The sequence below is a fragment of the Caldibacillus debilis DSM 16016 genome, from assembly GCF_000383875.1.
In the GTDB taxonomy this organism is placed as follows: Bacteria; Bacillota; Bacilli; order Bacillales; family Caldibacillaceae; genus Caldibacillus; species Caldibacillus debilis.
Genome location: NZ_KB912879.1, coordinates 278,363 through 290,794, shown reverse-complemented (window position 1 = coordinate 290,794; position 12,432 = coordinate 278,363). Strand labels below are relative to the sequence as shown.

Here is a 12,432-nt window from a genome sequence, read left to right as displayed (position 1 = left end):
GATGAGGAAAATTGTCATCGTCAGCGGCCACGGGAGATACGCAACCGGGCTTCAAAGCACTTTGGAACTTCTTGCGGGTAAAAATAAAGATCTGTTTTATGTGGATTTTACGGAAGAGGATACCGATGAAACATTAAAAAATAAATTTATGGAGATTCTGGAAGAAAATAAGGATTCCGAAGTGCTTTTTGTCTGCGACATAATCGGCGGTACGCCATTTAAAGTCGCAGCTGCTATCTCCAATTTTTCTCCGAAAATGGAGCTCGTGGCAGGGTGCAATATCGGGGGAATACTGGAATCGGTATTGATGAAGGATCAGCTGTCCTTGTCTGAACTTGCGGAAAGCATGGTTGAAGGCAGCAAGAAATCAACGATGGTATTTAAAAAAATAAACGGAAGTGCAAGTGCCTTTAATGTTCCGGAAGGAGAAGGTATTTAAATTCGATCGGAGGGCGGGCCATAATTCGTTATTCGGTTTATGGCCGCCTTTTTTTTGGAAATAAAGGAACCATTTCTCATCGGCCTGTGACGCAAAAGAGGTTCCGTACGGGTTTTATTTCTTTTATGACACATTCCGAAACGGAAAATTTCATAGGAAAAGGTGTTGAATGATGCGGATTTTAGGATTAAGAGAGAATGAATTAAAGAAAATCAATGGATATTTTACCTGCATAGAAATGATTAACCAACCGAATCTATGGCTCGAAGGGGNAAAAATAATCGGAGAACACAAACAAGAAATACAGAAATTTATGGATCAAATGAATTCAATTAAAGATTTAAAAATATTTCTGGTCGGGGCCGGCAGTTCGGCAAAAGCCGCTTCCATTGTGGAAAATTATATAAGAAGGGTTACAAAAAAAGAGGTTCATTGCATTTCGTCAACAAATTTAATTACGCAGCCCGACAATTATATTATTGGAGATGAACCTGTGTTGCTTGTGTCCTTCGGCAGTTCGGGAAATACCATTGAGGGACTGGAGGCTGTGGAGATTTTTCAGGAAAGATGCAAAGAACTCTATCAACTTTTGATCATATGTTCGGATGAAGGGGAAATGGTAAAAAAATATGGCGCGAAGGAAGGCGTTTTATACATCCCCATCCCTCCGGGAACGAAGGGAAAAAGCATAGCCGCCACCGGAGAGTTCACCTTGCTTATTCAATATGCCTTGCTTTTATTTGATATCCAGAATTATGACTATTATAAGGAATTGTTTCAAAATGCTTCCCGTGATGCAGCGCGCTTTTTTGATAAAGACATATATAAGGTTCATAGCATTGCCAATCAGCCTTATGATACAATCGCCGCTCTCGGCTCCAACTCCCTCGTTCCCCTTGCGGCAGAAATGTGCCTGAAAATCACTGAATTGACAGGCGGACTGCAAAGTTCCCAGTTTCATTCGGTTTTGGAATTCAGACATGGCCCGAAGGTCGTCATGAATTCAAAAACGCTCGTTTCATTTTTTTTCAGCCGCGATCCCTTAACGATGAAATATGAAATCGATATGCTGAAAGAGTGTTCGGAGGATAAGCGGAAAAGTACAATTGTTGCCGTATCCATGGATTACGTTTCCGAGATTGACGCACACTGCGATTATTATTTCCATTTCAATGGAAACGGTTTTCCTTATAGGGATGATGCCCACATCGTATTCCTTTACTCGTTATATTTACAATCCTTTTCCATATTAAAAGGCGTCAACCTCGGGATATCCCCCGATACATTGGGAAATAATGCGGACGGCTTCATAAACAAAGTGGCCCAGGGAGTAAATATTTATAAAAAATGAATGGAAAGGTGAATCAACCCCAACCCATTGGGGTTTTTTATCATTTAAAAAATGCTGGGCCCCTTTCCGCGGCGGACTTTACTTTTGTTTTATGAGATTTGGGGATCAAGGTATTTTCCATTCGGAACCATAGGCTTATCCTTCTTTCGAAAAAAATGAAAGAGAAAGAACCGGGAAAAGCGGACAATCCGAGAGGAATGCGGAGATGGCAGAAATCCATCGGCGGGCGGAAGACGGCGTGTTCAGCCAGGGGCATATTCGGATAAGAAAATTGAAACGGTTTGAAAAGATCCCGGACAGGAAATTCCTGTCCGGGAGCTTCCCATTTTCCGTTCGCGGAAAACAAGGTTTCACCCGGTCAGCGATTTCAGACCTATTCTTTTTTCCTTTTGATTTGTTCGAGCACCGTTTCCGCGATGTGTTTTGCGGTCAGGCCGTAATATTCCTTCAAATAATCCGTTTTGCCCACTTGGCCGAATTGTTCCCTCACGCCGATCCGGTAGACCGGAACCGGGAAGGTCTCCGCCAAGGTTTCCGCCACCGCGCTTCCCAGACCGCCGATGACATTGTGATTTTCCGCCGTGATCACCAGTCCGGCCGTCTTGGCGGCATGGATCAAAAGATCCCGGTCGATCGGTTTAATCGTATACATGTCGATGACCATCACGTCAATCCCTTGGTTCGCCAGAAGATCGGCGGCGAGCAACGATTCGGCGACCATGATCCCGGAGGCGATGATCGCCGCGTCCTTTCCGTCCCTCAGCAGCTTTCCTTTTCCCTTCGGGAATTTTTCCCCTTTGTCGTAAAGCTGCAACGCCTTTTTGCGGATCGTCCGGATATAATGGACGCCGTATTCCCCGTAGCTTTGGACGAGCAGTTCCCTCAGCATGGTCCCGTCGCTGGCCTCATAGACGGTGGCGTGGGGAATGAGCCGGACGAGCCCGAGATCCTCGAAAGCCATATGGGTTCCGCCGTTATGTTCCGCCGTTACCCCGGCGTCGGAACCGAGGATCTTGACATTCAATTTGGCATAGGCCAGGGAAACGAAAAGCTGGTCGAACGCCCTCCGCGTGGCGAACTGGGCGAAAGTATGGACGAAGGGGATCTTTCCGGTCAGGGCCATCCCGGCGGCGACGCCCATCATATGGGCTTCCATGATGCCGCAATTGATGATTTGCTTCGGAATGAACGGCTGGATTTTGTTGGTGGAAATGGAGCTCATAAGATCGGCTTCCAAGGCGATGACGCGGGGGTCTTTTTGCGCAAGTTCCAAGACCGTCTCCGCATAGACCTGTCTCATTTCCTTTTCTTCGGGTTTTAATCGTTGGGAAGATAAAGCGTTCATTGGGCAACCCCTCCTGCACATTTCCGCTCCAGTTCTTGGATGGCCGCTTCGATCGCCCTTTTGTCCTCTTCGGTCGGCCGGATATGGTGATTATCTTCTTTCGCTTCCAAATATGGCACCCCTTGTCCTTTCTTCGTATCGAGGATGATGGCGATCGGCATTTCCGTCTGTTTTTTCCCTTCCTCGATCGCCTCTTCGATTTCCGCCAAACTGCTTCCGTCCACCCGGCGCGACCAGAAGCCGAAGGATTTGAATTTTTCTACGAAATCGCGGGGATTGACGATATCCTTTGTCCAACCGTCCAATTGCTTTTTATTGTCATCGACCAATACCACAAGCCTGTGCAATTGATGATGGGCGGCAAATTGGATCGCTTCCCAGCACTGGCCTTCGTTGAGTTCCCCGTCTCCCACGATCGTATAGGTGTAGGCGGGGATGCCGGAAAGTTTGTGGGATAAAGCGACCCCGACGGCAACGGAAATCCCTTGGCCGAGGGAGCCCGTTGTCATTTCGACGCCCGGCGTCAAATTCCGGTCCGGATGGGAAGGGAGTCTGGTGCCGTTCTGATTGAGGGTATAAAGCATGCCGAAGGGGATAAAACCTTTGAGGGCGAGCGTCGCATAAAGCGCAGGTCCGCCGTGTCCCTTCGATAAAATGAAGCGGTCCCGCTTTTCATCATGAAAGTTGTCCGGCGTGATCTTCATCACCTTTCCGTAAAGGACGGCAAGAGCCTCCACGATGGAGAGGCTCCCGCCGTAATGGCCGAATCCGAGATGGTAAAGCTGCTTCAATGTCCATAGCCGGATTTGGTCCCTAAACAATTCCAATGCGTTCATCGTCGTGCCCCCTTATGATTTTCAAACGCTGCAAAACCCCGTAAGAGGATATTTGCCGGGAGATGTTCGGGGAAGCCGGCCGGGCGCCCGGGTCAATGATCCTCGGACACCCTTTTCTTCCCCCGCAAGAAATACACGGCAACCGGAATGATCACGGCTGCGAGGACGAACACCGTCAGCCCGGCGGAACCGAGATATTTCGTGATGTATCCCAAAATGATGCCGGATGCGGCGAAATCCGAATCGGAGAAGGTCGTGTTGGCGAAGCCCAGATCCCCTAAGACCGGCATCAGGAACACCGGCAGGAAGGTGATCAAGAGACCGTTGAAAAACGAACCGATCGTTGCACCGCGGATCCCTCCGGTGGCGTTGCCGAAAACGCCGGCGGTTGCCCCCGTAAAGAAATGGGGAACGACTCCGGGAAGGATGATGACCGCGCCGACCGCACCGAGGATGAACATGCCGACGATGCCGCCCAGGAAGCTGCAGAAGAACCCGATTAAAACGGCGTTGGGCGCATAGGGGAACACGATCGGGCAATCGAGGGCTGGTTTGGCGTTGGGAACGAGCTTATTGGATATTCCCTTGAAGGCCGGCACGATTTCCGCCAAAATCAAACGGACGCCGGTCAAGATGATGAATACCCCTGCCGCGAAGGTGACCGCCTGTACGATGGAAAAGACGATGAAGTGGGTTCCGTTGCTGAGATTTTTTTCAATGTAGTCCGGCCCCGCGATGATGGCGACAATAATATAGAGGACGGACATGGTCAATGCGATGCTGATCGAGCTGTCGCGCAAAAATCCCAGCCCTTTCGGAAAGTTGATTTTTTCGGTGGAAGGGGAATTTTTGCCGACAACGCTTCCAATCGCCCCCGACAAAACATAGCCCAAGGTGCTGAAATGGCCGAAACCGACTTGGTCATTGCCGGTGATTTTCCTCATGAACGGCTGGGCCAATGCGGGGAAAACGGCCATGATCAATCCGAGAGCCAAAGAACCGATCAATACCAGCTGGAATCCTTCCATTCCCGCCACCAGCAAAATGACGGCGATCATGCAAGCCATGTACAGCGTATGGTGGCCGGTAAGGAAGATATATTTCAAATTCGTGAAACGGGCGACAAGAATGTTCGCGATCATTCCAAAGAACATAATAAGTGCGGTTGTAGAACCGTATTTTGTCAGCGCCATGGCGACGATGGCCTCATTATTCGGAACGACCCCGTTCACATGGAAGGCTTCCTGAAACATTTTTCCGAAGGGGTCCAAGGAGCCGACGAGCACATTGGCGCCCGCCGAGAGAACGATAAATCCCAAAAAGGTTTTCGTCGTTCCTTTAATAATTTCGGCCGATGATTTTTTCTGAATGAGCAAACCGATCAATGCGATCGCGGCAACCAAAACCGCCGGTTGGCTTAAAATATCCAGTACTAATTGGCGCATCAAGCATCCCTCCTAGAGTAATCCAAATTGTTCCAATTTTTCTTTCAGCTTTGCCTTCAATTCATCCTGATCGATGATGCTGTCCAATACGATGATCTCTCCCAAATGACCGGCCCCTTCGGCGATGTCTTTGCCCATGACGAACAGGTCCGCCAGGTCGCTGGTTGCCGAACTTAAATCGCTGTGATCCACTTCGACGCCGCTAACCCCGAGTTCCTGAAGGGCCTGCCGGATATTCATTTCCAGCATGAAGCTGCTTCCGAGCCCGGATCCGCAGACGGCTAAGATTTTCATAACCAACACCTCCGCAAATATTCATTGAAGTCCATCCTGTACATAAGAATGAAAGTGGCCGTTGGCGCATCCCCTTTGCCTTTCCCCTCACCTCCTTCAATGGATGATTTTTCTATCCGTCATTTCATTCAGTGGAATACTCGTCGATCAAGGCTAAGAGTTCCGCCGTATTTTCCACATTTAAAAGCCGGTTTAAGCTTTCCTTGTTTCCGAGCAGCCGGGTCAGCTGAGACAGGGCTTTTAAATGGGTGGTATTATCGATGGCCGCCAGGCAAATGAAAACGGAGGCCGCATTTTTTTCTTCATTCAGCAGATATGCCGGTTCTTTTAATTTCAAAAAGCTCATGCCCAGTTTGTTCACGCCGTTTTCCGGCCTTGCGTGGGGGATGGCGATCCCCGGATGGATGATGAAATAAGGACCCATTTTTTCCACGTTTGTGATCATCGCTTCGATGTAGGACGGTTCGATGTACCCGTTTTTCAGCAATGGCTCGGCCGCTTTCGCGATGGCGTTTTTCCAGTCCGGTACGGCCGTTTCAAATTGGATCATCGTTTCCGTTAACAGCTCGTTTAACAACGGTTGAATCCTCCTTATCGTTGTTCCTCCGGTTTTCCCGTATAATTCCATGGTTATAGCGTCTTTTAATTTTTCCGGTTCCTTGATTTCGGCGTATTTCCCGATGATTTTCATCAATCTTTCCGGTGTGGGAAAGGGCGCCGGCTGTTTGAACAGATGTTCCATCACCCGGTGGTGCAGCATCTTTTTTTCCGCTTCGTTCATGATCGGTTTGACGATAAACAGGGGCTTTTCCGTCTGCAATGGCACCGTGGAAAATACGATGTCGTAAAGATCTTCGTCTGTTTTTGAAAATTCTTCCTTTGAGATGGAAGTGATCCATCGAAAGGACGGGAACAGGGAACGCAAATAGGTTTCCACCATCAGGCTGGAACTGACGCCGTTCGGGCAGACGATGATGGCTTGAATCGGTTTTTCTTTCATCGCGTTTTGTTCCAGCAGCGCCCCGAAATGGAGCGTCAAAAATCCGATCTCGTCCTCGGGGATGTCGATATTGAGCATTTCCTGGATCGGCTTCATCACTTCCGTGACCAGGTGAAAAAGGGTCGCGTGTTCCTTTTTGATTTCGTTTAATAATGGGTTGGTGATCGGGATCTTATAGAGCATCCTGTAATAGGCCGGTTTGAAGTGGCTGAACAGGGTGTTGACGGCCTTTTCCTTGTCTTGAATTTGAAAACAAGCGAATTTTTCAAAGTCGTTGATCATCTTTTCGGTCATCGTTTTTAAAATCCCTGACGGCACGGCGGACAAATTTCCCAACGTGATGCCCAAAAGCAACATCGTCAGGTAGGCCAGTTCCTGGGGATCGGTGCTCTCGCCCAGCTCTTCCTGGATCGCCCTCGCCACCTGGTACATTTCCTGTTTTTTCAGAAACTCCATCGTGTCCGCGTGAATTTGCACCCATTTCTTCTGCCTTTGCCGGATATGGATCATCTGCAGCAAATACAGGAAATCGAACAATCTCTCCTCGATAAACGTCAATCCGAAAGAGGCGCCGATTTCCCGCAATTTGCTTTCGTACAGCTGGAACCGGTCTTCGTATCCGTGTTCGAGGAGGAGGTGCCGTAAAATTTCGTGCTTTTTCGGGTGGGAAGAAAACATGGAGATGCATTTCAGCGTCAAATTCCTTTTGTCTTCTTCCTGGCCTTTCAAATGAAAGCCATTTTCCCGCGAGTAACGGATGTCCACCCGAAATTTCTTGCTGAACTGATTCGCCTGCCTGACTGCCGATGTTGCCGTGTTTTTGCTGACGTTTAACAAAAGCTGATAGTGGGTATTGGAAATCGGCTCCTTTCGGATGAAGGTGTAAATGAGCAGCAAATAACTCCGTTCCTCTTCATCGAATTGAAAATCTTTCGGCAAGACATTTAGCCGTCCCGTTTTCCATTGGTCGAACACTTCCTCCGGGATCCGGATTTCCTTCTGGGCGATGGATATGGGCGGCGCCTGGTTTTGCCGGAGAAAATAATTGATCTTGTCCAAGTGATAAAAAAATTGCCTTTCGCTCATTTGGACGTTTTCGATGAAAAGCGGATAGGATTTCGGGTTCGTCGATAAAAGCAGATGAAACAGTTGCAGGCTTTTCTTTTCCAGCATGGCGGAGAACCCTCCTTTACTTTCATTGTAAATGCAATCGTTTCCAAGAACACTCCCAATTAGTCCCAACCTGTGTGGTGAAATTCGGGGGAGATTGGGATGCAGACAAATTTTTTAAAACCTTACAATTTTTCCGATTCTTGTATCGTTCTTGTCCATCCGCTTCTTCGGCTTCATTCATAGTATGTGCGGGAAACGGAAAAATCCGGGGGAGGGGCGAATTTTGATGAGGTCCAAGAATATGTGTAAAAAGAAGCGGGCGCAAAGCTGTTCCATCTCCGGAAGATTGTGCTCCCTGGACTCGGTGCAGGATTTTGCACAAACATCTTGGTCCGAACTTTTTGGGCCGGGCAGGGAAAGGGGCCGGCGGCGGTGATCGGAGGGTGAACGAATCTGCCGGCAAGGGATCGGATTGCCTCACTTTTTTCTTTCCTTCGACGGCAAGGCGGAGCCGGCCGCATCGGTGGCGATCGAGATGTTTACAGCCGGTTCCTTCGCAAAGGATCGGGTTGTTTGCCGCCAGCTGCCTCGTAGGCTGCGTTTTTCAGGGGGCCTCTTCCCGGGAAGTGGGGGGTTTTCCAACGGATGGAAAGCCATCCGAAGCGGACCGTCCGGCCCGCGACGGTTGCCGGCCGAAAAATGCGGAGCGGACGCCATGCCGTGCGTCCCGGGCTGCCATCTTCCTTCGCCCGCCCGGATCAGGAAAGGAATCGCCGTGCGGATACGTAGCCGGATCGGAATGCGCCGCGGGCCCATCCGTAAGTGGCAGCCAAAATCGCCGTGCGGATACGTAGCCGGATCGGGCCGGATCCCCTCATCCGGGTGCGGCTGCATTTTCCGCAATGAACAAGATCCGATGCATACAAAAGGCAGTCCCCGCAGATAATAGGAGGGAAGAACGAACGGAAAGGATGATCGATGTTGCGCTTTTCAAAAATCATCATGCTTATGGTTCTCCTCGCTTGTTTCGGTTTAGGGGCCGGGCATGCGTTTGCCGAAGAACCCTCCTCCCTTGAACGGGGAAAAAACACCCAATTGACGGAAGAACAACAAAAGGAATTGGAAAACTTACATACGGAAATTTTGGACTTGCGGAAAGAATTGATGGAAAAATACGTGGAGTACGGCATTTTTTCCAAAGAACAAGCGGAAGACTACCTGTCCCATATGGAAAGCCGTTTTGAACGGCTGAAACAAAGCGGATTTATCCCCCATTGGCATTGGAAGGTGAAAGAACGGGGAAAGGAACAGTAAACGGCGAGGGAACGCCAAAACGGCGAAGAGAAGATGGGGAAGGCCTTGCGGAACGGCGGGTGACACCAAGGGGAAATCCCTTGCGGATCTTTTAACCGTTGAGCGGGCTTTCTGAATCGTCCCTTTGAAGAAAAGTCGGTCGGCAATCCGCTTTCCGAACGGGTGCCGTTCCCTTATCTGAATCGTCCATTTGAGGAAAGGGCCGGATTTCAGCGGAACATGCGGATTCGGCTCTTTTATTTATGAGCGGAAGCGGGCCGGGATGGCGGGGGCGGAAAAGGGGAAATTCAGGCAGGGCCGCCAAAGGAAAACGGGGTGTCCCGCAAGTCTTTGTTCCCCTTGCGGTCGCCCCGTTCTTCCATTTCAGGGGATCCCTGTCATTTGGCATGCTTGTCAAAAAACGCGAGGATCTGATTGTAAACTTTTATTTCGTTTTCCTTTTTCGAGAATCCGTGGCCCTCATCCTCCAGCACGATGTATTCCACTTCCCGTCCCTTTTTCCTCAAAGCTTCCACGATTTGATCCGACTCGTTCTTGACGACGCGGGGGTCATTGGCGCCCTGAACGACGAGCATCGGTTTCGCCATGCCGTCGATGTAGGTAATCGGCGAGTCTTCGGTGAGTTTTTCCTTGTCTTTCTCGGGATCGCCGACCCATTCCCGGGCGATCGGTTTCCAGAATTCGGGCATCGATTCGATAAAGGAGAAGAGGTTGCTGACGCCGAAAATATCCACGACGGCTTTGAAATATTCCGCGTGGCGGCCATGGAGCAAAAGCGCCATGTATCCGCCGTAGCTTCCCCCCATCAGGAAGATTTTCTTCCGGTCGGCGTAGCCGTTTTTGATCAGCCATTCCAAACCGGCGATATTGTCCAGGCGCGGGCCGCCGCCCCAATCCCGCTCCACCATTTTCAAAAATTTCAGGCCGTAATTGGTCGAGCCCCTGAAGTTTGGCGCGAAGATGGAATATCCCCGGGAAAGGAGCAATTGGAAAAGGGCGCGGAACATCTTCCGTTCCGCAGCCTGCGGTCCGCCGTGGGGCCAGAGGATGACGTGGCCGTTGGCCTTTTCCCCCTTCGCCCGGAAAAACAATGCTTCGATTTCCAATCCGTCAAAGGAGGGATATTTTACGATCTCCGGTTCCACCAAGTCCGCTTCGGAAATCCCCGGGACGCGGCAGCGGGTCAGCTCTTCCCAGGTCATGCCCCCGTCCGCGGAACGGTAAATATTGTTCGGCCGCGTGGCGGAGCGGGCGAGTATGTACAGGTTCCCGGAATAGGCCACCGTCAGTTTTTCCACCACACTGGCCGGCAAGTTCAATTGCCTCGCTTCGCCGGTTTTCAGATCATAACGGTACAGCCTGTCTTCCATCCCGTAAGAGCCGACGATGTAAAGAACCTGATCCTTTTTGCCGTAACGGAGGAGGGAGAATTCCTCTTTATCCATTTGCAGGACTTTTGAAAACCGCTTTGCCGATACATCAAATTTGGCCAAATAGACAAAATCGCTTTGATAATTGGTTAAAAAATAAATTTCGTTTTCGGAGACATAAACGAATTCCCCTTCGAGATGGGGTTCCTCCGCGTCCGGGATCAGGGGGAAGTCGTTGCCGCCAGCGCGGACATAGCCGCGCGAATGGCTGTTGCTGAAAAATTTTCCGTATACTACGCTATTTTCCCCGGGACTGACGGCGCAAAGGGTCGTCCCGGCGTCTTTTCCTTCCAGGATCAGGGTTTCTTTCCCCGTTTCGATATCGTAAACATACGTGTTCAAAAACGTGGGATTGTTTTTCGTCGTCGTGTAATATAACCGTCTTCCGTCCTCCGAGAGATCGATGAAAAAATGACGCTCCCCTTCCTGGACGCGAAGCGGCACCCATTCGCCGCCGTGCGGGGGAAGGGCGTAGATTTGCAGATTTTCATCGCCGTCTTTGTCGAAGCTGGCAATCAGAAAGCGGCCTTCCTTGTCAAAGCGCAGCGCATCCGTGTTTTGGCCGTAGAAGGCGAAGGGATAGGGGAAGGCATTGGGCAAATCCATCGCCCAAAGATTGTACCGGCCGTTGATGTTGGCGCTGAAAACCAATTGTTTTTCGTCTGGACTGACGGCGAAATTTTCCACGTGAACGACACGGAAAAAGTTCTCCGCATCAGGTTTGGAAAAACGGAGCATGTTTCCACTTCCTTTCCGAATTTTACTATTATTCTATCAGAATCTCGGGATAAAGACACGGGGCGAAATGAAGCCATTTTTGCTAGAATGGAAGGTAGTAAGATGAAGAGAAGGGGATGAGGCGGAAGTGAAAAAGCAGATTTTAAAAAACGATTGGGCTCCCCTTTTGGAAGAGGAATTTGAAAAACCGTACTATTTGAAACTGAGGGCTTTTTTGAAAAAGGAATATATGACCCGGACCATCTATCCGAACATGTATGATATTTTTAACGCCCTCCATTACACGCCCTTCAGCAAAGTGAAGGCGGTGATTTTGGGGCAGGATCCTTATCACGGGCCCAACCAGGCCCACGGCCTCAGCTTTTCCGTAAAGCCGGGGGTTGAACCGCCCCCTTCCTTAAAAAATATCTTTGCCGAACTTCACAACGATTTGGGCTGCCCCATACCCGATCACGGCTGTTTGATTCCTTGGGCCGAACAGGGGATCCTCCTGTTAAATACGGTTTTGACGGTCCGCGAAGGCCAGCCCAATTCCCACCGGGGCGTGGGATGGGAGATCTTTACCGACCGGGTCATCGAAGTTCTCAACCAAAGGGAAGAGCCGGTCGTGTACATTTTGTGGGGGAGCGCCGCCCAAAGCAAAGTTTCTTTGATCGACACATCCAAGCATTACATCATCCGTTCCCCCCACCCGAGTCCTCTGTCGGCGCACCGCGGCTTTTTCGGCAGCCGTCCCTTTTCCAAAACGAACGCCATATTGCGGCAGCTGGGATTGGAAGAAATCGATTGGGAAATTCCCAAATTGGCCGAATTCCGGCAATCGCTGGCCCGCTGATCAAGGATGGGCAAGGTTTTTCCGTCCGGGAGGAAACCTTCCGGCCTCCCGCATCCGTTTTCTGACATCCGCCGGATCCGAACGGACGGAAAGCAACAACTCCCCAAACATATTTGCAAGCTTTACAGAATCCGCAGGACCCATAACCGTCGGAAAGGCATCCTTGTCCGGGGAGCGGTTGCCGCCCCTCCGAAAGATTCGCCGGAAGCGGATTAAAAAAATTGCAAATTTTTATGATCCTGCTCATTAATATGAGATAGATGAAAAAGATTTGAAAAGATCGGGCGAGGTT

At 50.0% G+C, this 12,432-nt stretch carries 10 protein-coding genes; 4 read left to right on the top strand and 6 right to left on the bottom strand.

Annotation, left to right across the window (positions count from 1 at the left end; all coding sequences use genetic code 11):
• The first annotated feature begins 1 nt into the window (after window position 1).
• Both A3EQ_RS0102010 and A3EQ_RS0102005 read left to right on the top strand, forming a co-directional pair.
• On the top strand, window positions 2–439 hold the full coding sequence (locus A3EQ_RS0102010; RefSeq protein WP_020153510.1) for a PTS sugar transporter subunit IIA: 438 nt from the start codon (window positions 2–4) through the stop codon (window positions 437–439).
• A 169-nt stretch (window positions 440–608) separates the two neighbouring features.
• Window positions 609–1,790 carry an SIS domain-containing protein gene (locus A3EQ_RS0102005; protein ID WP_244874551.1) on the top strand — a complete coding sequence of 394 codons (1,182 nt, stop codon included), beginning with the start codon at window positions 609–611 and terminating at the stop codon, window positions 1,788–1,790.
• Window positions 1,791–2,163: 373 nt separating this feature from the next.
• On the opposite strand, the gene A3EQ_RS0101995 is transcribed toward A3EQ_RS0102005, so the two are convergent.
• The 5 genes from A3EQ_RS0101995 to A3EQ_RS0101975 form a co-directional block, all read right to left on the bottom strand.
• Window positions 2,164–3,135: a transketolase family protein gene (locus A3EQ_RS0101995; protein WP_020153507.1), complete on the bottom strand. Its 972-nt coding sequence runs from the start codon at window positions 3,133–3,135 to the stop codon at window positions 2,164–2,166.
• Window positions 3,132–3,971: a transketolase gene (locus A3EQ_RS0101990; RefSeq protein ID WP_020153506.1), complete on the bottom strand. Its 840-nt coding sequence runs from the start codon at window positions 3,969–3,971 to the stop codon at window positions 3,132–3,134. Before A3EQ_RS0101990 ends, A3EQ_RS0101995 begins: the two co-directional genes overlap by 4 nt.
• 92 nt (window positions 3,972–4,063) lie before the next feature.
• Window positions 4,064–5,416: a PTS ascorbate transporter subunit IIC gene (locus A3EQ_RS0101985; RefSeq protein WP_020153505.1), complete on the bottom strand. Its 1,353-nt coding sequence runs from the start codon at window positions 5,414–5,416 to the stop codon at window positions 4,064–4,066.
• A gap of 12 nt (window positions 5,417–5,428) precedes the next feature.
• Complete coding sequence (locus A3EQ_RS0101980) at window positions 5,429–5,710, bottom strand: PTS sugar transporter subunit IIB (protein ID WP_020153504.1); 282 nt, start codon at window positions 5,708–5,710, stop codon at window positions 5,429–5,431.
• A gap of 124 nt (window positions 5,711–5,834) precedes the next feature.
• Window positions 5,835–7,883: a BglG family transcription antiterminator gene (locus tag A3EQ_RS0101975; protein WP_020153503.1), complete on the bottom strand. Its 2,049-nt coding sequence runs from the start codon at window positions 7,881–7,883 to the stop codon at window positions 5,835–5,837.
• 921 nt (window positions 7,884–8,804) lie between these two features.
• Here A3EQ_RS0101975 and A3EQ_RS20480 point away from each other — a divergent pair.
• Window positions 8,805–9,137 (top strand): DUF2680 domain-containing protein, encoded by a 333-nt coding sequence (locus A3EQ_RS20480; RefSeq protein WP_169382634.1) that lies wholly within the window; start codon window positions 8,805–8,807, stop codon window positions 9,135–9,137.
• Between the two features lie 377 nt (window positions 9,138–9,514).
• Here A3EQ_RS20480 and A3EQ_RS0101955 read toward each other — a convergent pair whose 3' ends face one another.
• The gene (locus A3EQ_RS0101955) at window positions 9,515–11,305 is read right to left on the bottom strand and encodes an alpha/beta hydrolase family protein (RefSeq protein WP_020153499.1); all 1,791 of its coding nucleotides are present in this window, start codon (window positions 11,303–11,305) and stop codon (window positions 9,515–9,517) included.
• A gap of 127 nt (window positions 11,306–11,432) precedes the next feature.
• Here A3EQ_RS0101955 and A3EQ_RS0101950 point away from each other — a divergent pair, with 127 nt between their 5' ends.
• Window positions 11,433–12,140: a uracil-DNA glycosylase gene (locus A3EQ_RS0101950; protein WP_020153498.1), complete on the top strand. Its 708-nt coding sequence runs from the start codon at window positions 11,433–11,435 to the stop codon at window positions 12,138–12,140.
• Window positions 12,141–12,432: the final 292 nt, after the last annotated feature.